We start from the raw sequence: 22877 nt of genomic DNA on the forward strand, positions 1-22877 counted from the left end.
ATTAAAAACCTTTAACTAAACACCATTTTAAGCGCAATTATTACAAGTAATAGCGCGAATACTTTTTTTATTGTTGCCACTGGCAAGTAATGCGTGGCTTTGGCACCTATAGGCGCAATTAGCGACGAGGTAACCACAATCCCGACTAAAGCAGGTAAATACACAAATCCGGCAAATCCATCACTGAACGATGTTAATTGCCACCCAGCAGATACATAACCCACCGAGCCAAACAGCGCAATGACAATACCACATGCTGCAGCACAACCAATGGCCTTTTTAATATCAACAGAAAAATAATGCAGTAGCGGCACAATCAGCGCCCCACCACCAATACCTATTAACCCTGACAACGCCCCCATTATGGCACATAAAAAGCCAAGAATAGGTCCTGAAGGAAGCGGCTTTTCACTGGCAGCTTTGGTGCGTGTTGATAACACCATTCTCAAGGCTATAAACACAACGCTCCCAGCAAAAACAAAGCGCAATAGTTGTTCAGGAATAAAGCTTGCTGCAAATCCGCTTATTAATGCACCCAGTCCAACCCCAGTCATGACCCAAGGAGCAATTTCCCACGGTACGTTAGCATTACGATGATGAGCAAGGGCTGAAGATGTCGAGGTAAAAATAATGGATGCTAACGATGTCGCTATCGCGATAACTAATACATGGCTTGGGTCTGCAACATCAAACGAAACCAGTAGCGCACTAAGTACCGGTACGATAATAAGACCGCCACCAATGCCTAATAAACCTGCTAAAAATCCAACCACACAGCCCAAAATTGCGCAGTACACCATTAAAAGTATTACGTCATGCATAGCACACTCATATATTCAATTTGTTATATACATATACTAAACTAATATATATACCCAAACCACCTCAAGATGCGAGTTTCAGTTGGAATTAAAAGCGATTTAGGCAAGACATTGATTGCAAGTAATAGTGGTTCTATTGTTAAAATCAATAACGCAGTATAAATCGCTTTTAAACCAACCCTTTGGGCGCTTCACAGGCACTTACTCTCATCGTTGTTACTTCTTAAAAGGGGATGCCATTCTTGCAAAGTAACGCCTTGATATTAAGCTCCTGTGAAACGCTGAATTTTGCATCTTGAGGTGGCTTGGGTATAGGCGCTTCACAGCACAATTTTCCCTCATGATTGACCTTGGCTTGGGGTGTAAAATAGCTCACCGAGCTGATGTTCAATCATAAAGTTACGCGTTAACCTAAGTACATGTTTTGCAGTGGGTTGTAATAAACACTCGGCAAGTAACTTTTCCATATCGCTAACATTTAAACGTCTAAGCACAAACTTAATTTTACTAATCGAAGAATAGTTCATACTCAAGCTTCGATAACCCATAGCAATAAGCAGTAATGCACCTTCTGGGTCGCCGCCTAACTCACCACATAAACTAAATGGCAGCTCATGCTGCTGACACTCTTGGGCAATTTTTAACAGCACCCGAAGTACACTTGGGTGATAAGGATTAAACAGCTCTGCAACACGCGCATTTGACCGGTCAACTGCAAGCATATACTGAGTTAAATCGTTACTACCCACAGAACAAAAATCGACTTTTTGCGACCACTCTTCAAGCATAAATACGCTCGAAGGAACTTCCAACATTACACCGATTTCTGGTCGTTCAATTGCCTGCTCAGGATATTGCTCACTTAGTTCAAAATAGGCTTGTTCGAGCAGTTTTAATGATTCATCCACTTCTTCTGAGCCACTGATCATCGGCAGCATAATTTTTAGATTACCTAAACCAATATTGGCTTTAAGCATCGCCTTGAGTTGATCTAAAAATAGCTCAGGGTGGTCTAAGGTCACGCGAATACCACGCCAACCTAAAAATGGATTTTCTTCGGTTATATTGAAGTAATCTAAAACTTTATCGCCACCAATATCGAGTGTACGCATCACCACTGGATTGGGGTGATAACTAGTAAGCACTTCACGATACCAATTTTCTTGTTCTGACTGTGAAGGAAACTGACCTTTTTGCATAAACCAAGCTTCAGTACGATAAAGTCCAACGCCATCACAGAAAGGTTTATTGTCATGCTCTATATTTAACTCAAGTCCAGCATTAACTAACAAGCTTATATGTTCGCCATCACATGTAACAGCATCTAAACTTTGCTCTGCAAAAAAGCGATCATTCAATAGCGTTTCTTGGTATTTAAGTTGGCTATATTCTTGATGTAACACTTGCGAAGGTGAAATATATAAACGCCCTGCATAAGCGTCTAGAATCATTGGTTTACCTTCAAATTGCAGTAAAGGTAAATCTTCTATACCCCATATTGCAGGGATCCCCATTGCACGCGTTAAAATTGATGCATGACTGTTTGCAGCTCCATTGACACTCACCACCCCAGCTAAATGACCTTTTGGCACTTCTGCGAGCATGGCTGGTGTGAGTGTACTGGCAATTAAAATAGTCTCTTTAGGATAAGGCTTTGCTGCATGCTCTGTATTGACTAAGTGATGCAAAACCCTCAATCCAATATCTTTAACATCAACTGCACGCTCTTTGATGTATGGGTCTTGCATAGCATTAAACTGTGAAATCAGTTTTTCGATGACTATTTTAAGTGCACTTTTAGCGCTCCAGCCCTGCTGAAGCTGCGCTTCTACATTTTGCCCTAAGCTTTTTGCATCCAGTAACTGTTGGTAAACATCAAACACAGCAAGGGCTTCTTGCGGTATCGAATCACTGAGGGTCATTGATAAAGTGCTAAACTCATTTCTAGTGGCAGCAACCGCTTGAGTAAATAACTTACGTTGAGTGGTGATGTCTTCATCTTTTTGCAACTCAATAGAAGTAAAGTCTAGCTTTGGAATTACTACAAAAGCTTCGCCGATTGCTATACCGGGAGCACCAGAAACACCTTTTAAAACAGAAGTTTGATGAGAAAACTCATCTACCCGTAACAGCTCTTTTATTTCTGCATGGGCTAACTGAGAGGCAAGCTGCGCCGATAAAGTAATTAAAAACGATTCTTCATCAGGGCTAAATACTCGCGCCAGCTTCTGCTGAACAACGATAACACCCAAAACCTTTTTCTGGTGCACCACTGGTACTGACAAAAACGCGTTGTAGCCTTCTTCATTAACTTCGGGTGAGAGTTTGAAACGTGGATGAGACTTTGCAAAAGCAATATTGATAGGCTCTTCGCGCTGCGCAACGAGACCTACAAGACCTTCAGTAAAGCCTATACGAAATTTACCGACCGCATCAGGGTTTAAGCCTTGAGTTGCCATCAGTACAAAATTGTCTTGACTATAATCTGCAAAATAAATCGAGCAGCACTGTGTTTGCATGGCATCTTTTACCATTTGCACAAAACACGCTAGCGCACTAGTTAAGTCCGCCTGTTGCGACACTGCCTCAGCAATTGATCTGAGCGTGGCTAACATGATGCTGCTCCTTTAATTTAAATAAGGTTACCCTTATCGTTTATGTCGCCAATGATCTTTGTGTTGCTCTCGTTTATTAAACGGCATTGCAAACGGGGCAAACTCTTTCATTACTCTACGATATACATCGCGCTTAAACGAAACAACTTGCCTAACCGGATACCAATAACTCACCCATCGCCAATCATCAAATTCAGGGTGATGAGTTTTAAGTAAATTTACATCTTCATCTTTACAACGAAGTTTCAGTAAAAACCATTTTTGTTTTTGCCCAATACACACAGGACTTGAGTCTCTGCGAATTAAACGCTTGGGTAATTTATAGCGTAACCAATGTTTAGAACTTGCGACGATCTCAACGTCTTCAGGAAGCAAGCCCACTTCTTCGTGTAATTCTCTGTACATGGTTTGCTCTGCTGTTTCACCGTCATCAACACCACCTTGGGGAAATTGCCAAGAGTGTTGACCATAGCGACGAGCCCAAAATACTTGTCCCTGATTATTGCAAATTACAATTCCGACATTGGCACGAAAACCTTCGGCATCAATCACCTTAGTGCCTCATTTGTAAGTCGATTTTTATTGATTGTTCCACATAACCTGCGATACAGCAAACACTTTACACCTAAGCCTAAATTAGATTGAAAATTTATTTTTTAACAAACATGTTTAATCAAGGCGTTACGATGTAATTATTATAAAAATACCCTATTTGATTAAAATAACTATTTACAACCGCATTTTTATCACCTTACCCACAGCTTGTGCATAACTTTTGTAAACCATGCCTAAATTGCAAACAAATCCACAATCCACAGTTAAAATATCCACTTTCTCCACAGAAACTGTGGATAAACATGTTTATATATCTGTATTTATACAAACAACTGACTAATTAATGAAATAGAAACAACACACAAAAACAATAATTAAATTAAATATCATATACTTAGACCTGGATATCCAAAAAATTAATTGGTTATTTTTAGCTCACACTTAACGTGCGCAAAAAACACTCAAACACAAAGATATCCACTAAGGCGCACATTTGCTATCATGATCCGGTTAATTAGACAATCAAATAAACGCCTTATGCGACCGATAAAACCCGCTTCTATAAATGAATTAATGCAACGTGTTGATGCTATAGCAGGCCTTACTTTAGGGCAATTAGCCGAGCAATATCATTTTAAAACACCTGAAGACTTGCTACGTGAAAAAGGCTGGACCGGGCAACTTATCGAATATGTGCTTGGCGCAACTGCAGGCTCAAAGCCAACGCCTGATTTTGAAGAATTAGGAATTGAGTTAAAAACTCTGCCCATTTCATTTAAAGGCAAACCACTCGAAACGACGTTTGTTTCTGTAACACCACTACTGAATGTAACTGGGATGAAATGGCAGCAAAGTACGGTTCGTAAAAAGTTGAATCATGTTTTATGGTTACCTATTTTAGGCGAACGCGAAATTCTACCTTTTCACCGCACCATAGGCAGCGGCTTCTTGTGGCAGCCAACGGCCGAGCAAGACGCACTCTTACAACGTGATTGGGAAGAACAAATGGAGCTAATAGCTCTAGGTCGAGTGGATGAGATTTCGGGCCACTTAGGCGATGTTATGCAAATAAGGCCAAAAGCAGCCAATAGCAAAGCGCTGACTGATGCAATTGGCCCTAATGGTCAAATAATACAAACCTTGCCTCGCGGTTTTTATCTAAAAACCAGCTTCACCGGCGAGATCCTAAAACAGCAATTTCAGCTTTAATTAAAATATAAAAAAACCTCCCGAAGGAGGCTTTTAAAGTCTAAATAGTTAAGGCTGATTACTGACCTTTAACTTCTTTAAGACCATTGTAAGGTGCTTTCTCACCTAATACTTCTTCAATGCGAAGTAATTGGTTGTACTTAGCAATACGGTCAGAACGGCTTAATGAACCCGTTTTGATTTGACCTGCCGCAGTACCCACTGCTAAATCAGCAATTGTTGCATCTTCTGTTTCACCTGAACGGTGAGAGATAACAGCTGTGAAGCCAGCATCTTTAGCCATTTTAATAGCTGCAAGCGTTTCAGTTAATGAACCGATTTGGTTGAACTTGATAAGGATTGAGTTAGCAATACCGTTATCAATACCACGCTTTAAGATCTTCGTGTTAGTTACGAACAGATCGTCACCTACTAATTGTACTTTGTCGCCAATTAGTTGTGTTTGGTGTGCGAAACCATCCCAATCAGACTCGTCTAAGCCGTCTTCAATTGAAACAATTGGGTATTGCTCAGTAAGGCCCTTAAGGAAGTGGTTGAATTCTTCAGAAGTGAATTTTTTACCTTCACCTTTAAGGTCGTAGATATTTGCTTCTTTGTCGTAGAACTCTGATGCCGCACAGTCTAGAGCTAGAGTGATATCTTTACCAAGCTCATAACCTGCATTTGCAACAGCTACCTTGATTGCAGCAAGTGCCGCTTCGTTTGATTCAAGGTTAGGAGCAAAACCACCTTCATCACCTACTGATGTAGAGTGACCTTCAGCTTTAAGTACTTTTGCTAAGCTGTGGAATACTTCAGCGCCCATACGTAACGCTTCACGGAAGTTTGTCGCGCCAACTGGCTGGATCATGAACTCTTGAATATCTACAGAGTTATCAGCGTGCTCACCACCATTGATGATGTTCATCATAGGTAATGGCATTGAGTAAACACCTGGTGTGCCGTTTAGATCTGCAATGTGCTCATAAAGCTCTACGCCTTTTGAGTTTGCAGCCGCTTTAGCTGTTGCTAAAGACACAGCTAAGATAGCATTCGCACCTAGTTTCTCTTTGTTTTCAGTACCATCTAAGTCAAGCATAACTTGGTCAACAGCTTTTTGATCAACTGCGTTTTGACCTTTAAGAGCTTCAGCGATTTCGTTATTGATATAGCCTACTGCTTTTAAAACACCTTTACCTAGGTAGCGTGCTTTATCACCATCACGTAATTCAAGCGCTTCGCGAGTACCTGTTGATGCACCAGATGGTGCTGCAGCACGGCCCCATGAACCATCAGCTAAATGTACATCAGCTTCAACAGTTGGGTTACCACGCGAGTCCATGATTTCGCGACCAATCACTTTTACGATTTCTGACATCTTGATTCCTCTTTTCCCGAAAATGGTGAGTTAGTGCCAGCTTTATTGCTGCTGGCTTTTAAAACAAATAAGCCGTGCATATAGCACGGCCTACTTAAATTACGATGACGCTTTTTGGTGAGTGTGTGCTGCTGCAACAAACCCTTCAAATAGCGGGTGACCATCACGTGGTGTTGACGTGAATTCCGGGTGGAATTGCGCGGCAATGAACCAAGGGTGATCTTTATTCTCGATAATTTCGACTAGTTTCTTATCTTCAGATAAGCCTGTGAAACTTAAGCCTGCTTTTTCAAGCTGCTCTACAAAGTGGTTATTCACTTCGTAACGGTGACGGTGACGTTCAACAATTTCGTCACTACCGTATACTTCACTTACTTTAGAGCCAGGTGTTAAGTGACATTTCTGAGCACCTAAACGCATAGTACCACCTAGATCAGATTGCTCATCACGGATTTCAACGTTACCGTCAGCATCTTGCCATTCAGTGATTAAACCAACAACTGGATGTGCTGATTTTGCGTTAAACTCAGTTGAGTTTGCATCTTCAAGGCCTGCAACGTTACGCGCATATTCAATAAGCGCTACTTGCATACCTAAACAAATGCCTAAGTAAGGAACTTTGTTTTCACGTGCATATTTAGCCGCTAAAATCTTACCTTCAACACCACGGCCACCGAAGCCGCCTGGTACTAAGATAGCATCAAGGTGAGAGAGTAACTCTGTACCTTTGCTTTCTAAGTCTTGTGAATCAACATATTCGATGTTCACGGTTAGACGGTTTTTCAGACCTGCGTGCTTTAATGCTTCGTTTACTGATTTATAAGCATCTGGTAGTTCGATGTACTTACCAACCATACCAATCGTCACTTCACCCGTTGGGTTAGACTCTTGATATAACACTTGTTCCCACTCAGATAAATCTGCTTCTGGGCACTCAAGGTAGAAACGACGACATACGAAGTTATCTAGTTCTTGTGATTTAAGTAACGCAGGGATCTTATAGATGCTTTCTACGTCTGGTAATGAAATAACAGCTTTCTCTTCAACATTAGTGAAAAGTGCGATCTTCGCGCGCTCGTTATTTGGAAGTTTACGATCAGAACGACAGATTAAGATATCTGGTTGGATACCAATCGAACGTAATTCTTTTACTGAATGTTGTGTTGGCTTAGTTTTAACTTCACCTGCAGGGCCTAAGAATGGCACTAGCGTTAGGTGGATAAACAATGCGCGCTCACGGCCAATTTCAGTGCCAAGCTGACGAATTGCTTCTAAGAATGGTTGTGACTCGATGTCACCAACTGTACCGCCAATTTCAACGATTGCTACATCGCGACCTTCAGCACCGTCATATACACGTTGCTTAATGTCGTTTGTGATGTGTGGAATAACCTGAATTGTTGCACCAAGGTACTCACCACGACGCTCACGTCGTAATACATCTTCATAAACACGACCTTGTGTGAAGTTGTTGCGGCTAGTCATTTTGGTACGGATGAAACGCTCATAGTGACCTAAGTCAAGGTCAGTCTCTGCACCGTCTTCAGTTACAAATACTTCACCGTGCTGAATTGGGCTCATAGTGCCTGGGTCAACGTTAATGTAAGGATCCAGCTTTAAAATAGTCACGTTAAGACCACGTGCTTCTAAAATAGCGGCTAATGACGCTGCTGCAATACCCTTACCCAACGAAGAAACAACCCCGCCAGTTACGAAGATAAATTTTGTACTCATGCGAACCCTAGAATATCAGGAATTAAAAGGAATAATATAGAATCAAGACGGGGCGAAATTATAGCAAAGGGGCTGCTATCAATCCAGATAAAATTAGCAAATAAGTGCACAAAAAACGAGCTTGGTTACACTGTACCCAAGCTGTATCAAAACAGGCTCACTTGGCCTGCTTTTTAATGGCTTCCCATGCGTTGTCCATTTCTTCGAGACTGGCCGTTTCTAAACTTTGACCACGTTCATCTAAGTAGGCAGCCACTTTTTCAAAGCGTGACGCGAATTTAGCATTGGCACTTCGTAATAATTGCTCAGGATCGCGTTTAATATGACGGGCTACATTTACCGTTGCAAACAGTAAATCGCCAAGCTCTTCTGCACTGTGTTCTGAATAAGGGTCATGAGCCAGCGCTTCTTTTACTTCGTCGACTTCTTCAGCGACTTTATCGAGGGCCCCATGATAACTTGGCCAATCAAAACCTAGGCTTGCTACGCGCTGTTGAATTTTCTTAGCTTTTGAAAGACCTGGCATCGCATCAGGAATATCCTGCCAAAGACTCATTTGAGGTGAAGTAGATTTTTCTGCTCGTTCTTGCGCTTTAATAGCCTGCCACTGCGCCGAAAGCTCTGCGTCCGACAGCTCACCTTGCTTTGCAAAGACATGCGGATGCCGACGAATTAATTTATCGTTTAGTATATTTGCCACATCTGCAAAATCAAATAAGCCCTGCTCTTTAGCAAGTTGGGCATAAAAGATGATTTGAAAAAGTAAATCGCCAAGCTCACTTTTAAGCTCAGTGAGTTCACCTTTTTCAATGCAGTCTGCTACTTCGTAAGCTTCTTCAAGGGTATGCGGCACTATCGATTTAAAGTCTTGTTTTAGATCCCACGGGCACCCAGATTCTGGGTCCCGTAGTTTGGCCATAATTGATAACGACTGCTCAATGGCATGTTTATCACTCATTACGAATGACCACGCTTTGCATCATGTACACCTTCGATTTGGTGTAACTTAGACAATAATCGGTTAGTACTCGATAAGTCATGTACTTCAACCTGCATTGAAAACAGCGCAAGCTGCTTATCTTCAACGGTGTTGACATTCATGTTAAGCACATTCACCTTTTCGTTTGCAAGGACAGAGCTGATATCTCTAATAAGGCCTGAGCGATCTGTGGCTTCTACTTTAATAGTTAGTGAGTAAGAGCCATTTACATCGTCTGACCAACTTACTGATATCACCCGCTCAGGATGTTTATCACGAAGTTTTTCAAACGAATCACAATCCTCACGGTGAACTGCAATCCCACGGCCTTGAGTAATATAGCCAATGATTTCATCGCCCGGCACAGGTCGGCAGCATTTAGCAACATGGCTCATTAAGCTACCTACCCCATCAACAACAATGCCGTTTTTATCACCTGTGACACTTTTTGGTTTTTTAAACTTAATTTGTGGTTCGTCATCATCACGGTCACTAATAAAGTTTAATAATTGGTTTAAGCGAACATCACCTGCGCCTACCGCAACCATCAGGTCATCAATGCCTTTAAGATTGAATCGCTCAATTGCTGGCGCAAGGTCTTTGGTTGTTAAGTCTAGTTTTTGCAGCTCGTTCTCTAATATTTCTTTACCGGCGCTCAAGTTTTTATCGCGATCAAGCTGTTTAAACCAATGATGGATTTTAGAGCGTGCTCGCGATGACTTAATATAACCTAGCGATGGGTTCAACCAATCACGACTTGGGTTAGGTTGCTTTTGGGTTAAAATTTCAACCTGATCACCAGTACTGAGCTGATGAGTAAAGGGCACGATTTTGCCAAACACTTTTGCACCAATACAACGGTGACCAACGTTTGAGTGAATGTAATAAGCAAAATCAAGTGGCGTCGCACCCAGTGGTAAATCGAAAATGTCACCTTTTGGTGTAAACACATAAACTCGGTCTTCAACTACTTGATTTTTGAGCTCTTCAGCTAAGTCACTACCATCAACTACTTCTTCTTGCCATTGTAGTAACTTACGTAACCAACTAATTTTTTGCTCATAGCCAGAACCACGTCCTGGCAATGCACCTTCTTTATACATCCAATGCGCAGCAACACCTAACTCAGCATCTTGATGCATTTCGCTAGTACGAATTTGGATTTCAACGGTTTTACCTTCAGGGCCAAATACCACTGTATGAATTGACTGATAGCCGTTTTGTTTAGGTGTTGCGATGTAATCATCAAATTCTTTATTTAAATGCCGCCAATTGGTATGCACGATACCTAATGCTGCGTAACAATCTTGTAGGCGTTCCACCACAATGCGCATAGCACGAATATCAAACAGCTGATCGAATTCGTAATTCTTCTGCGCCATTTTTTTGTAGATACTGTAGATATGCTTCGGGCGGCCATACACTTCACCCTCAATACCCGCTTCGGCCAAGCGTGCTTTTACTAAAGCAACCATATTTTCCATATAGGCTTCACGAGCAAGTCGCTTATCATCGAGCTGTTTTGCGATATTTTTATAGGTATCGGGGTGCAGGTAACGAAACGAAAGATCTTCAAGTTCCCATTTAAGCTGACCTATTCCTAAGCGGTTAGCAAGGGGTGCAAAAATGTCACGTGTTTCTTTAGCGGCAATTACACGCTCTTCTTCACTGGCGTCTTTAACCTCACGCAAATGGCATACTTGTTCAGCGAGTTTTATCACTACGGCACGCACATCTTCAACCATGGCTAGCAGCATACGGCGGATATTATCAATTTGAACAGTGCCCTTGCCTTGATGGGCTAAGGTGCTGATGGTAGCCATTTGGCTTACACCTGTTAGTAATAACGCAACGTGATCACCAAGCTTGTCGGTCACAGTTTCAATCGAGATTTTTTCGGCTAGGAAATAAGGTGTTAAAAAAGCCGTGGCAAGTGAATCTGCATCTAAATTTAGCTCGGCTAAAATCTCTACCATTTCAATGGCTGTGTTTTCACGTTTTGCATCATCGCAATGCAGACACAATTGGTGAGCTTGCTCTAATAAGGTATGTTTGTCTTCTGTTAGCGCTAACAGCTCGATACGGCTGGCAAAATCACTCGGCTTTGTAAGCTGATGTGACTGTCTAGTGGCTACCATGTGCGCTTTACCTCCTGTGAAATAACGCCATCGTTTCAATATGCCCAGTATGCGGGAACATATTCATAAGCCCAATTTTTTCAATGCTAAAGCCTGCTTGTAAAATAAGTGCACTGTCACGGGCTAAAGTAACAGGATCACAAGAGACGTATAAAATCGTTTTAAACTGAGTAAGTGGTAACTGCTCTAAAATTGCCATTGCGCCAGTACGTGATGGATCAAGCACTAACACATCAAGTTCGGCACTAAACCAAGCAGCTGATTGCATTGATTTTGTTAAATCAAAACAATAAAAATCGGTATTCGACAATGAGTTAGTTTGCGCATTTTGTTTTGCTAATGCAACCGCAGAATCGACCCCTTCAACACCAATAACATATTTAGCATACTTTGCAATCAATAATGAAAAGTTGCCAATACCACAAAATAAATCTAATACCTGCTCATGACCTTGTAAATCAAGCCACTGTTTTGCTTGATGAAGCATAGCTTGGTTCACTTGGGGGTTAACTTGAATAAAGTTTTCAAGGCCAAATTCAAAGCGTAAATCATAAGCTGGTATCTGGTAGTACGGCATTGGATGGTCACTGTGATCAATTTCACCACTGTGTGATTGCCACACAACACGCCAGCTATATTCATCACACGCCGCTACGACAATGGCTTTTAACTCTGCATTAATAGCTTTGGTATGCCTAATAACCACAAAGGCCGCATTATCAGCTTCACATAATTGTAGGTGACTAATACTACTAAGACCTGAATGGCTGTTGATAAGAACATCAAAAACTGAAAAAACGTCTTTAAAAGTACTACTCAGCACATCACAGCTTTCAATGCTCACCAATTGTTTAGACCCTTGAGCTCGATACCCTACGCGCATTTTCTTTGCGGCTTTGTCATGCATTACAGCAATACGCGCAGAGCGACGGTAATGGCGCTCTTCACTAAGCAGAGGTGCTTGCCAATTTAAGTCATCAACTTTGGCAAACTTGCTAAACAGCTGACTAACCGCAGCTTGCTTTTCAACCAATTGTTGTTCTGCATTAAGGTGCTGTAACTGACAACCACCACAAATCTGATAATGCTGACAAAAAGGAGTAACCCTATGCGCTGAGGCTGATAGTACTTTTTTACAATCAGCACTGGCAAAGCGTGCCTTATCTTCAATCAATAACGCTTTTACTTCTTCACCCGGCAAAGCACCATTAACAAAACAGACTTTACTTCCCTGCTTAGCAACGCCTCGTCCTTGATGGTCCATAGCAGTGACATTGAGGGTTAGCATTTTTTGCGAAACGGATTTCTTTTTGGCTTTGAAAATCTGTGCCATTGGGCAACACCTTAATTATTGATAAAGCGGGATTAAGTATATACTCTTAAACAACGATAATAATGATAACAACATTCTTTATGACTAAATTTGGCTTACGTGACTCAGTCTTAATACTTACACTTATACCGACTGTGATCATAGGCTTGTTGCTGGGCGGTTATTTTACAATAAATCGTTACATTGAGCTCGATGAAATTTTATATCAGCAGGGCGTTACTATTATTGAGCCCTTAGCCATTGCTGTTGAACAACCATTACTAAAGCGTGATAAAGCCTTACTAACCCGCTTAGTTAGCCATACTCATAACAAACACTCCCCTGCGATCCAATCAATTGCAATTTTCGATGAAAACAATGAGTTAGTGATTTTTAGTAAATATCAAAGTGAATTCAAAGAAATTGTTAAAAGCAATGTTAACAGTATGGATGGGATTCAAGTACACAACTCTGATCACTATCTAACATTTTCTACCGCCATTATTAATCATAGCCGTCAAGACACGATTTGGAATCATAATAGCTATCAAGCATCACTAGGTAATGTGGTGATCATGCTTAATAAACAACAAGCCATTATCGGCCAGCAACGCGCCTTACTGGTCAGTGGCGTGGTGATACTCATAGCACTAGTACTTGCGAGCGTATTAGCATTTAGGTTGACCCGCATGTTTATTCAACCACTTAATAAGTTAGTACTAGCTACCGACAAATTAATTGAAGGGAAAGTAGATACAGGTCTTGATAAAAAAATGTTTGGTGAGTTTGAGTTATTACGCACAGGCTTAAATACCATTTCAGAAACCATGGTAGTGCAACGTGATGAGATGCAAAAGCATATTGATCAGGCAACCTCTGATTACCGCGAGACCTTAGAACAATACGAAACTCAGAATATTCAGTTAAGTATTGCCAAAAAAGACGCGCAAGACGCTAACCGTGTTAAATCAGACTTTTTAGCCAAAATGAGTCACGAATTACGTACGCCTTTAAATGGTGTAATTGGCTTTACGCGTCAGCTTTATAAAACCCCGCTTAATAAGCATCAAAAAGATTACCTCGATACTATTGAGCTATCTGCAAATAGCTTATTAACGATTATCAGTGACATTTTAGACTTTTCTAAATTAGAAGCCGGTGCCATGGAGCTTGAGTCAATGCAATTCCAGCTCCGTGACAATATTAATGAAGTTATGACCTTGTTAGCACCAAGTGCACACGAAAAACAACTTGAGCTATCGATATTTATCCATCCACAAGTACCTGACAATCTAACTGGCGACCCGACCCGCTTTAAACAAATTTTGATAAATCTTATAAGTAATGCCGTTAAATTTACTGAAAAAGGCTCAATCAAGGTTGATGTTGGCTACCGCTTATTAGATGAAGAGCGCGCCTCTATTTTAGTGTCTGTCACCGATACTGGTGTGGGCATCCCAATGGATAAACAAGATGCCTTGTTTACACCATTTGGCCAAGCAGACTCAAGTATCACCCGTAAATTTGGTGGCACAGGTCTTGGTTTAATCATCACCAAACACATTGTTGAAGCGATGAATGGTCGTATTACCCTGAACTCTGCACCTGGTAATGGCACCTGCTTTACATTCAATGCCGTATTCAGAACGCCAAGTAACTCAATTACTAGTGACTTACCGACCCAATCATTGATTAATAAACGTATTCTTTACCTTGAGCCTCATGAGCATACACATCAAGCAACCTTATCGCTTTTACATGAATGGCAAACTCGCGTTACCGCTTGTATAGATGAAGAAAGCTTCTTAAATGAGATCAATAAAGACTTCAGTTACGATATTTGTATCATTGGTCATACCGCCACAATTGACGATATGCAGCAACTTAAGAGTTATGTAAAAGCAGTGCGCCCAGTCACTGATTATTTATATATTATGCTCAATACGGTCTCGCACAATATGCGCGAAGCCTTTGTGGGTAGTGGCGCAGATGCTTGCTTAAGCAAACCACTTAACCATCGTAAATTATGTGAAGTACTTGCTGCTCCTTATCGTCTTGACCATCCAGTGCATAACATTGAACAAGGCACTGAAAAGTTATTACCTCTAAAAGTACTAGTTGTAGACGATAATGATGCCAACCTAAAGCTTATTTGCACCTTACTTGAAGAACAGATTGAGCTAATTGATACGGCACACAACGGCTCACAAGCCTACAGTCTAAGTAAAAGCCATAAGTATGACTTGATCTTCATGGACATCCAAATGCCAATTATGGATGGTATTACCGCATGTAAACTTATCCGCGAGTCATCTCTCAATGAAGATACGCCAATCATTGCAGTTACTGCTCACGCATTAGCGGGTGAAAAAGAACAGCTGCTTAAAGATGGTTTTAAAGGTTACTTAACTAAGCCTATTGATGAAGATATGCTAAAACAAATAATTAGCGATCATAGCCCACAATCGCCGATTAATCGCGAACGAAGCAAAGCTGCCACAGTTGACTCAGAACCTCCATTTGAAAGTGCCCGCCTTGATTGGCAATTAGCGCTACAACGCGCTGGCGGTAAAGAAGAGTTAGCACTAGAAATGCTCAACATGTTGTTACTCAGTGTACCTGAAACCTTACGCCTACTTAATGAAGCTATAGAAAAAGAAGATTGTGAACATGTACTTAGCATAGTGCACAAATTCCATGGCGCGTGTTGTTACACCGGCGTACCAAAACTAAAATCACTTGCCGAAACACTCGAAACATCACTAAAAAGCGATTGCGATTTAAATTACATTGAACCTGAATTGTTTGAGCTGATTGATGAGCTAAATAATTTGTTAAGTGATGCAGGTATGGTTGAGCCGCAACGATAAAAAGCACTCAAAAAAAGATATAAAGGAGTATATTAATGAAAAACTATCTAATTCTAGCTGGCTGTTTACTTGTGTTTGGCTGTACTTCAACTACAAATAAACCAATGGAACTAGAGTATGCGGATTTAGCTGTTAGCTATGATGAATTAAAAGCAACAAAATGGCAGCAACTTGAGCGTTTTCCTGCCAGATATCCGAAAAAAGCGGTGCTCCAAGCAGCAGAAGGCTGCGCGACCATTGAGTATGTCATTACGCCAAAAAATGAGATTGAAGATATTCGAGTAATAGCCTCTACAAACCCTGTATTTGCCAGTGCGGCAAAAGATGTTATCACTAATTGGCATTGGAATGAGCTTGCGAAAAATATTACTGATAAAGCTGTGAAAACCCAAACCCGCTTTGATTTTTGTTTTGATACACCTGAGCAATCTTGCAAAGCACTCAAGCCTAACTATTCATGCCCTAGTAACGATATTATTTATTCTACGGGTACACGCGTTGTTAAATATACGAGGTAACTTGCTTTGTACTTTATCTTACTTATCGTCTTTAGTGCTATTTCACTCACTTGGTTTTTTCTCCGCTATAAAAAACTAAGTATTGAAGCTAATAATTACGTAAAAACCAATTACACAGAGCAGTGGCAAACATACGAAAGCCAAGCCCGCTTAATGAAAGTAAAACCTAACTCAATTGTGTTTCATTCAATCAAGAAAGGCGAATTGTCGGCAATAGATGATGGTGTTTTAAAAAATTTTAAGAAAAAACATCAGTATTTAGTCGCCCTACTTTGCCTTTCACCTTGGCTAGCTTCATTGCTTGCACAATTGATAGTTTACTTAAGTAAATAAAAAGCGCGGTGGATATCGCATCCATCGCGCTCTCGATTCAAAACTTGCCAGCGCCAATAAAGGGCTGACAGATTAAAGCGTATGTTTACAAACGCGCTTCAATCATCAGGCGCTTCATATCGCTTACTGCTTTTTCTAAGCCATCAATCGCTGCACGCGCAATAATCGCATGACCAATGTTTAATTCGTAAATTTCTGGCATTGCAGCAATTGGTTTTACATTGTGATAATGAAGACCATGACCTGCATTAACAATTAAACCCAAGCTATCGGCATATTGTACGCCATTACGAATACGTTCAAGTTCTGTGTGAAGTTCTTCGTCATTCTCTGCATCGGCATAAGCACCTGTGTGAATTTCAACGTATGGTGCATTACAAGCTTTTGCAGCGTCAAGTTGTGCATTGTCAGCATCAATAAATAACGAAACCTTAATTCCCGCAGCTGTCAGTTTTTCTGTTGCTGCTTTTACCTTTTCAAAATTACCCACAACGTCAAGACCACCCTCAGTAGTTAGCTCTTCACGTTTTTCAGGCACTAAACAAACATAAGCAGGTTTTACTTCAAGGGCGATGCCGATCATTTCATCAGTGACTGCAATTTCAAGATTCATACGTGTTTGAATCGTTTTTGCCATCACATATACGTCACGGTCTTGAATATGACGACGGTCTTCCCGCAAATGGATGGTGATACCATCTGCACCAGCATGCTCTGCAACAGCTGCGGCATGCGCAGGATCTGGGTAACTCGTGCCACGCGCTTGGCGTAAAGTGGCAATGTGATCAACGTTTACACCAAGAAGAATATCTTTCATTTTTTTACCTGTTTAAAACAACGATTCAAGGCTGCTCATCAGCCTACTTAATAAATAACTCACGGCTTTTTAATGGCTTTTTGCCAAGTAAAGGCTTGAGTAAGTATCGACTTAATTGCTTTGCCATATATAACACATCAGGGGCGCTAAAGTCATGAGCTGCTATAGCATTTAATTGCTTACCTGAAAAGCCACTATGGGGGTCGTCATGCAGCAAGAAACCGTATTCAGCAAAGTACTGATAATTTGCTGCATCGTTAATTACATCACCTTCAGCATCAACACTAAAATCTACGCCATATCCAAGCATCTCTAACAGTTGAAACTCATAAGAGCGTAGTACAGCTTGTAGGTTTTTAGTCGTTGATAATTCGTCGAGATGCTTCTTATAAAGATGATAAACACTTTCCATCGGCTCATTGATAGGTACGATACGGTTGGTTAATTCGTTCAAATAAAAACCGCAATAGAGTTGAGTACCCGACAGTACGGTCTGCCCGCCATGGGGCTCAAAACGATTGATGTATTTTAAATCTGACTTACCGCTGTATTGCACGAGCAGAGATTGAAAAGGTTGTAGTTGTGCTTTATGTTTAGTGGCCTGGCGACCACTAATGCGCGCCAGCATTCTCAGCTGACCTACGCCTTCTACCAGCATATCAAGCATTACTTGCGAGTCACTAAAAGGACGTCGGTGCAGCAAGTATGCTGTGTAGAATTCGCTGTCCATGGCGTGTAAGACTTTACTTAGTCTTCACCATAGCCAAGGCTACGTAGCGCACGCTCATCGTCAGCCCAGCCAGACTTCACTTTTACCCAAAGTTCTAAAAAGACTTTGTTATCCAGCATGTCTTCAAGGTCTTTACGAGCTTCACGGCCAATCACTTTCAACTTTTCGCCTTTATTGCCGATCACCATGCGTTTTTGCGTTTCACGCTCAACAAGGATCAAGCCATTAATTTGCCAAACACCGTTTTCTAGCCATTTAAACTGCTCGATTTCAACGGTGACTGAATATGGAAGCTCATCACCCATAAAACGCATCAGCTTTTCACGAATAACTTCTGCCGCCATAAAGCGCATTGAACGGTCTGTTACGTAGTCTTCAGGAAAGTAAAACTCACAAAGCGGTAAACGCTTTTTCACTTCATCTTTGATTAAATCAATATTTTTACCCTGCTTTGCAGAGACTGGAATAATAGCCACAAAATCAAATTTACCACCCAAAAACTGCATGTGCGGAAGCACTAAATCACGGTCTTTAACTTGGTCAATTTTATTCATAACTAATAACACTGGACGACCACTTTGACGTACTTTGTTTAGCACCATCTCATCATCTTCATTCCAGTGTGTGCCTTCAACCACAAAGATTATAAGTTCTACATCGCCAATTGAGCTTGATGCAGCACGATTCATTAATCGGTTAATAGCGCGTTTTTCTTCAACGTGTAAGCCAGGTGTATCCACATAAACAGCTTGGTATTTACCTTCGGTATGAATACCCATGATACGGTGACGTGTAGTTTGTGGCTTACGAGAAGTAATCGACACCTTCTGCTCAACAATATAGTTAAGTAAGGTTGATTTACCTACATTTGGGCGGCCAACAATGGCAACCATCCCGCAGTGCGTGTCTAGCTCTGCAGGTTCTTTGCTAATTAAATCATCAAGATTCATTTTTAAGTATCTTTAAGGCTTTTTCAGCGGCTTTTTGCTCAGCTTTACGACGAGAGCTACCTACTGAGATAATGCTATCCATCCCTTCAACAATACATTCAACCGTGAATGTTTGATTGTGCGCTTGGCCTTTTGTATCTATTACAGTGTAGCCAGGTAACGATAATTTGCGCGCTTGTAAGTATTCTTGAAGTAATGTTTTAGGATCTTTTTGATTTAAGCCCGGCGAAATTGCGTCAAGACGCGACTCGTACCAGCTTAAAATTAACTCACCACATTGTTCAATGTTTGAGTCTAAGAACACTGCCCCAATAATCGCCTCAACGGCATCAGCTAGGGTTGATTCACGGCGAAAACCACCGCTTTTAAGCTCACCTGGACCTAAGCGTAAGTAATCGCCTAAGCCAAATTCAAGGCCGAATTCAGCTAATGTTTGACCACGAACTAAGGTCGAACGCATACGGCTTAAATCACCTTCGCGTGCTTTTGGAAATTTAGTATATAGCGCATTTGCAATCACAAAGCTCAAAATTGAGTCGCCAAGAAACTCTAAGCGCTCGTTATGTTGGCCTTTATGACTACGGTGCGTCATTGCCTGCTCAAGCAAAGCTTGATCAGTAAATGTATAACCTATTCTGTTGTATAACTCTGTTACGTTTTTTTTCATCGTTACTGAATATTACCTAGGCGTTCAAAGCGAACACCAGTTGGAACCCAGCCTGGTAAAAAGTCATCTGGGCCATTTTCAAATTCAAAACTCATCCATATAAAGACGGCTTTACCTACCAAGTTTTCTTTAGGTACAAAGCCCCAAAAGCGACTATCTTGGCTATTATCACGGTTATCACCCATCATGAAATAATGATCGGCAGGAACAACCCACTCGTCTGAGCGTGTACCTGGTTGTTGATAATAACGGCCTTTCATTTCAGGAGCTTGCGGGTTAATCAAAATATTATGATTTACTGTGCTTAGGTTTTCTTCTAAACGCACTAAATTCATAGAACCCTGCTTGAACTCGTCACTATTGAGGATTTCCATATCAATTTTGTTGTATTCATTACACAGCAAATCACCTTGCTGAGTCACACCTTCGGCGCATTTCGGCTGAATATAAAGGTGCTTATTGCGATATACAATTTTATCGCCTGGTAAACCAATCGTACGTTTAATGTAATCCACACGCTCATCTAATGGGTATTTAAATACCACAATATCACCACGTTCAGGTTCATCAACGTCAACTAACTGACTACGCCAAATTGGATCTTTGATGCCATATGAGTACTTCTGTACCAAAATGAAGTCACCCACCAATAAGGTTGGCATCATTGAGCCCGATGGAATTTGAAACGGTTCAAAAATGAAAGAGCGGAAAATAGTAATTGCCGCAATCATTGGAAAAATTGATTTAGCCGTTTCAGTGATACTTGGCTCAGGCGCAATTAATGCAGCAGTTTCTTCGTCTAACTCACCACCTGCCGCGTTTTGAGCAAGGGCAATGCGTTGCTGACGCTTTGGCGCAAACATAAAGTGGTCAATTAACCAAATTAATCCTGAGCCTAGCGTTAACAACACTAAGAAAATAGAAAAGTAACCCGCCATGCATTAATTCCTTTATTTACTTCTAATTATTTACCAACTTTAAGGATAGCTAAGAATGCATCTTGAGGTACTTCAACGTTACCTAGTTGCTTCATTCGCTTTTTACCTTCTTTTTGTTTTTGTAGCAGTTTTTTCTTACGACTTACGTCACCACCGTAACATTTCGCGATTACGTTTTTACGTAATTGCTTAACTGTTGTACGCGCAATAACATGCTGCCCAATCGCTGCTTGAATCGCAATATCAAACTGCTGACGTGGAATTAAGTCTTTCAGTGCTTCAGCTAACTGACGACCACGTGATTGTGCAATATCGCGGTGTACAATAATAGCTAACGCATCAACACGCTCACCATTAATCAATACGTCAACACGTACCATGTCTGAAGCTTGGAAATGTTTAAAGTTATAATCAAGTGATGCAAAACCACGGCTTGTTGATTTTAACTTATCGAAGAAGTCCATTACTACTTCAGCCATCGGTAATTCGTACGTCACCGCAACTTGCTTACCATGGTAGCTCATTTTAGTTTGCATACCACGCTTTTCAACACAAAGCGTAATTACGTTACCTAAAAATTCTTGCGGTACTAATATGTTAGCTTCAACAATTGGCTCACGGATTTCAAGAATATTATTCACCGGCGGTAAGTCAGACGGGTTATCTATCTGTTTAGTTCCGTCTTTAGTCTCTACTTCGTAAATTACTGTTGGTGCAGTTGTAATAAGATCAATGTCGTATTCACGCTCAAGACGCTCTTGGATGATTTCCATGTGAAGCATACCTAAGAAGCCACATCGGAAACCAAAGCCTAGTGCTGTTGAGTTTTCTGGCTCGAAGAATAACGAAGCATCGTTCAAACTCAGTTTATCAAGCGCATCACGGAATGATTCATAGTCATCAGATGAAATTGGGAACATACCTGCGTAAACCTGTGGTTTAATACGCTGGAAGCCTGGTAAGCGCTCTGGAGCTGAGTTACGCTGTAAAGTAATAGTATCACCTACTGGTGCACCATGAATTTCTTTAATACCCGCAATTACGAAGCCAACTTCACCGGTTTTCAAGATGCCCGTGTTAGTTTGCTTTGGTGTAAAAATACCTACTTTATCTGCGATATGAACTTGATCATTCGACATGATCTTAATTTTATCGCCTGAGCGTAATTCACCGTGTTTAATACGTACTAATGATACAACACCTTGGTATGGGTCAAACCATGAGTCAATGATAAGCGCTTGTAGTGGCTTATCTTTGTCGCCTTCTGGTGGCGGGATATCTTTAACAATGATTTCGAGTACTTCTTCAATACCAATACCTGTTTTAGCACTACATTGCACAGCATCTAGGGCATCGATACCAATGATGTCTTCAATTTCTTCTGCTACACGAAGTGGATCAGCTTGTGGTAAGTCGATCTTATTTAGAACTGGAATAACTTCTAAGTCCATTTCAATTGCTGTGTAGCAGTTAGCTAAGGTTTGTGCTTCTACACCTTGACCCGCATCAACAACTAAAAGTGCACCTTCACAGGCTGCAAGTGAGCGTGATACTTCGTATGTGAAGTCAACGTGTCCTGGCGTGTCGATAAAGTTTAACTGGTATGTTTCGCCGTCTTTAGCTTTATAATTTAGCGTTACACTTTGCGCTTTGATGGTAATACCACGCTCACGCTCAATGTCCATTGAATCTAACACCTGCTGCTGCATTTCACGGTCTGTTAAACCACCACAAACTTGGATAAGACGGTCAGAGAGAGTCGATTTACCATGGTCAATATGGGCGATGATCGAAAAATTACGGATATGCTTCATAAACTGGATTCTAAACTTCTATATAAAATGGACTAAGTGTATAAAGCGGCAATTTTACATTTAATTGGCTTTAATCACCATCTATTTGAGTGAAAGGAATAGCAATTGGGTGAATTTTTATTACTTTAATATCATGCTTTAGGCTCTTAACCCTTGATTTAGCTATCACATAGCCCGTTAAGCCACCAATGACGGCTGCTAAAATTTGCCAGCCTTCAGCAAGCGAAAAAGCCGCAAATGCGATTAAAGCAAACCCTAAACTAAACAAAAGTGGTAGCATATAAACAGCCATTGCATGTTTGACCAAGTGGCTATCATCGATTGCCAAGGTTACTTTTTGCCCTACCTGTAGCTCTTTTTCGAATGTATACGGAAAGGTTTTTTTTGCTGTTCCGAACAGCTTAGCAAAGACCTGCGAACCGCAGCGACCATTACAGCCTGCGCAAGCTTGCTTTTGCTCTGCTTCTAAATTCGCTGTCGTGCCTTTAACTGACACGACAGAGAGTGTTTGTTCAATCAT

At 41.1% G+C, this 22877-nt stretch carries 19 protein-coding genes; 4 read left to right on the forward strand and 15 right to left on the reverse strand.

The genetic code is table 11. From position 1 onward, the window contains the following. Window positions 1–11: 11 nt before the first annotated feature. From EVU92_RS16420 to rppH, 3 genes are all read right to left on the reverse strand, one after another. Window positions 12–821, reverse strand: coding sequence for a sulfite exporter TauE/SafE family protein (locus EVU92_RS16420; protein WP_130052129.1), 810 nt, complete (start codon window positions 819–821; stop codon window positions 12–14). 338 nt (window positions 822–1159) lie between these two features. Then, window positions 1160–3436: a phosphoenolpyruvate--protein phosphotransferase gene (gene ptsP / locus EVU92_RS16425; RefSeq protein ID WP_130052130.1), complete on the reverse strand. Its 2277-nt coding sequence runs from the start codon at window positions 3434–3436 to the stop codon at window positions 1160–1162. Window positions 3437–3469: 33 nt separating this feature from the next. Further along, window positions 3470–3988: an RNA pyrophosphohydrolase gene (rppH, locus tag EVU92_RS16430; protein WP_054554350.1), complete on the reverse strand. Its 519-nt coding sequence runs from the start codon at window positions 3986–3988 to the stop codon at window positions 3470–3472. A gap of 540 nt (window positions 3989–4528) precedes the next feature. On the opposite strand from rppH, the gene mutH reads away from it, so the two are divergent. Further along, a complete protein-coding gene (mutH, locus tag EVU92_RS16435) occupies window positions 4529–5200 on the forward strand; it encodes a DNA mismatch repair endonuclease MutH (RefSeq protein WP_130052319.1) in 672 nt (223 codons plus the stop codon). Between the two features lie 58 nt (window positions 5201–5258). On the opposite strand, the gene eno is transcribed toward mutH, so the two are convergent. The 5 genes from eno to rlmD all read right to left on the reverse strand — a co-directional run bounded on the left by eno (window position 5259) and on the right by rlmD (window position 12741). After that, on the reverse strand, window positions 5259–6557 hold the full coding sequence (gene eno / locus EVU92_RS16440) for a phosphopyruvate hydratase (RefSeq protein WP_062566760.1): 1299 nt from the start codon (window positions 6555–6557) through the stop codon (window positions 5259–5261). Window positions 6558–6656: 99 nt separating this feature from the next. Next, window positions 6657–8291, reverse strand: coding sequence for a CTP synthase (locus tag EVU92_RS16445; RefSeq protein ID WP_054562242.1), 1635 nt, complete (start codon window positions 8289–8291; stop codon window positions 6657–6659). Between the two features lie 157 nt (window positions 8292–8448). After that, a complete protein-coding gene (gene mazG, locus EVU92_RS16450; RefSeq protein WP_130052131.1) occupies window positions 8449–9249 on the reverse strand; it encodes a nucleoside triphosphate pyrophosphohydrolase in 801 nt (266 codons plus the stop codon). Further along, entirely contained in the window at window positions 9249–11408 is a 2160-nt protein-coding gene (gene relA, locus EVU92_RS16455) for a GTP diphosphokinase (protein WP_130052132.1), read from the reverse strand. The genes mazG and relA overlap by 1 nt, the downstream gene beginning before the upstream one ends. Window positions 11409–11415: 7 nt before the next feature. Then, window positions 11416–12741: a 23S rRNA (uracil(1939)-C(5))-methyltransferase RlmD gene (gene rlmD / locus EVU92_RS16460; RefSeq protein ID WP_130052133.1), complete on the reverse strand. Its 1326-nt coding sequence runs from the start codon at window positions 12739–12741 to the stop codon at window positions 11416–11418. A gap of 80 nt (window positions 12742–12821) precedes the next feature. Here rlmD and barA point away from each other — a divergent pair, with 80 nt between their 5' ends. The 3 genes from barA to EVU92_RS16475 are packed head-to-tail and all read left to right on the forward strand — an operon-like array spanning window position 12822 to window position 16441. Further along, entirely contained in the window at window positions 12822–15590 is a 2769-nt protein-coding gene (barA, locus tag EVU92_RS16465; RefSeq protein WP_130052320.1) for a two-component sensor histidine kinase BarA, read from the forward strand. 35 nt (window positions 15591–15625) lie between these two features. Next, entirely contained in the window at window positions 15626–16108 is a 483-nt protein-coding gene (locus EVU92_RS16470) for an energy transducer TonB (protein ID WP_130052134.1), read from the forward strand. A gap of 6 nt (window positions 16109–16114) precedes the next feature. After that, window positions 16115–16441 carry a hypothetical protein gene (locus tag EVU92_RS16475; protein WP_130052135.1) on the forward strand — a complete coding sequence of 109 codons (327 nt, stop codon included), beginning with the start codon at window positions 16115–16117 and terminating at the stop codon, window positions 16439–16441. Between the two features lie 85 nt (window positions 16442–16526). Here EVU92_RS16475 and pdxJ read toward each other — a convergent pair whose 3' ends face one another. The 7 genes from pdxJ to EVU92_RS16510 all read right to left on the reverse strand — a co-directional run bounded on the left by pdxJ (window position 16527) and on the right by EVU92_RS16510 (window position 22877). Further along, window positions 16527–17258: a pyridoxine 5'-phosphate synthase gene (gene pdxJ, locus EVU92_RS16480; protein WP_130052136.1), complete on the reverse strand. Its 732-nt coding sequence runs from the start codon at window positions 17256–17258 to the stop codon at window positions 16527–16529. 43 nt (window positions 17259–17301) lie between these two features. Next, window positions 17302–17988: a DNA repair protein RecO gene (recO, locus tag EVU92_RS16485; protein WP_130052137.1), complete on the reverse strand. Its 687-nt coding sequence runs from the start codon at window positions 17986–17988 to the stop codon at window positions 17302–17304. A gap of 17 nt (window positions 17989–18005) precedes the next feature. Then, entirely contained in the window at window positions 18006–18938 is a 933-nt protein-coding gene (gene era / locus EVU92_RS16490; protein WP_130052138.1) for a GTPase Era, read from the reverse strand. Further along, the gene (gene rnc / locus EVU92_RS16495; protein ID WP_130052139.1) at window positions 18928–19605 is read right to left on the reverse strand and encodes a ribonuclease III; all 678 of its coding nucleotides are present in this window, start codon (window positions 19603–19605) and stop codon (window positions 18928–18930) included. Before rnc ends, era begins: the two co-directional genes overlap by 11 nt. 2 nt (window positions 19606–19607) lie before the next feature. Continuing rightward, window positions 19608–20543 carry a signal peptidase I gene (gene lepB, locus EVU92_RS16500; protein ID WP_062566752.1) on the reverse strand — a complete coding sequence of 312 codons (936 nt, stop codon included), beginning with the start codon at window positions 20541–20543 and terminating at the stop codon, window positions 19608–19610. Window positions 20544–20569: 26 nt separating this feature from the next. Further along, window positions 20570–22357, reverse strand: coding sequence for a translation elongation factor 4 (lepA, locus tag EVU92_RS16505; protein ID WP_054554335.1), 1788 nt, complete (start codon window positions 22355–22357; stop codon window positions 20570–20572). 70 nt (window positions 22358–22427) lie between these two features. After that, a complete protein-coding gene (locus tag EVU92_RS16510) occupies window positions 22428–22877 on the reverse strand; it encodes a SoxR reducing system RseC family protein (RefSeq protein WP_130052140.1) in 450 nt (149 codons plus the stop codon).

The organism is Pseudoalteromonas sp. MEBiC 03485 (assembly GCF_004195145.1).
GTDB classification, from domain to species: Bacteria; Pseudomonadota; Gammaproteobacteria; order Enterobacterales; family Alteromonadaceae; genus Pseudoalteromonas; species Pseudoalteromonas apostichopi.

Bases quoted from the DNA above. Each gene is read 5' to 3' on its own strand.
- EVU92_RS16420 (WP_130052129.1), bottom strand. From the start codon at position 821: ATGCATGACGTAATACTTTTAATGGTGTACTGCGCAATTTTGGGCTGT.
- ptsP (WP_130052130.1), bottom strand. From the start codon at position 3,436: ATGTTAGCCACGCTCAGATCAATTGCTGAGGCAGTGTCGCAACAGGCG.
- mutH (WP_130052319.1), top strand. From the start codon at position 4,529: ATGCGACCGATAAAACCCGCTTCTATAAATGAATTAATGCAACGTGTT.
- eno (WP_062566760.1), bottom strand. From the start codon at position 6,557: ATGTCAGAAATCGTAAAAGTGATTGGTCGCGAAATCATGGACTCGCGT.
- EVU92_RS16445 (WP_054562242.1), bottom strand. From the start codon at position 8,291: ATGAGTACAAAATTTATCTTCGTAACTGGCGGGGTTGTTTCTTCGTTG.
- mazG (WP_130052131.1), bottom strand. From the start codon at position 9,249: ATGAGTGATAAACATGCCATTGAGCAGTCGTTATCAATTATGGCCAAA.
- relA (WP_130052132.1), bottom strand. From the start codon at position 11,408: ATGGTAGCCACTAGACAGTCACATCAGCTTACAAAGCCGAGTGATTTT.
- rlmD (WP_130052133.1), bottom strand. From the start codon at position 12,741: ATGGCACAGATTTTCAAAGCCAAAAAGAAATCCGTTTCGCAAAAAATG.
- barA (WP_130052320.1), top strand. From the start codon at position 12,822: ATGACTAAATTTGGCTTACGTGACTCAGTCTTAATACTTACACTTATA.
- EVU92_RS16470 (WP_130052134.1), top strand. From the start codon at position 15,626: ATGAAAAACTATCTAATTCTAGCTGGCTGTTTACTTGTGTTTGGCTGT.
- pdxJ (WP_130052136.1), bottom strand. From the start codon at position 17,258: ATGAAAGATATTCTTCTTGGTGTAAACGTTGATCACATTGCCACTTTA.
- recO (WP_130052137.1), bottom strand. From the start codon at position 17,988: ATGGACAGCGAATTCTACACAGCATACTTGCTGCACCGACGTCCTTTT.
- era (WP_130052138.1), bottom strand. From the start codon at position 18,938: ATGAATCTTGATGATTTAATTAGCAAAGAACCTGCAGAGCTAGACACG.
- rnc (WP_130052139.1), bottom strand. From the start codon at position 19,605: ATGAAAAAAAACGTAACAGAGTTATACAACAGAATAGGTTATACATTT.
- lepB (WP_062566752.1), bottom strand. From the start codon at position 20,543: ATGGCGGGTTACTTTTCTATTTTCTTAGTGTTGTTAACGCTAGGCTCA.
- lepA (WP_054554335.1), bottom strand. From the start codon at position 22,357: ATGAAGCATATCCGTAATTTTTCGATCATCGCCCATATTGACCATGGT.
- EVU92_RS16510 (WP_130052140.1), bottom strand. From the start codon at position 22,877: ATGATTGAACAAACACTCTCTGTCGTGTCAGTTAAAGGCACGACAGCG.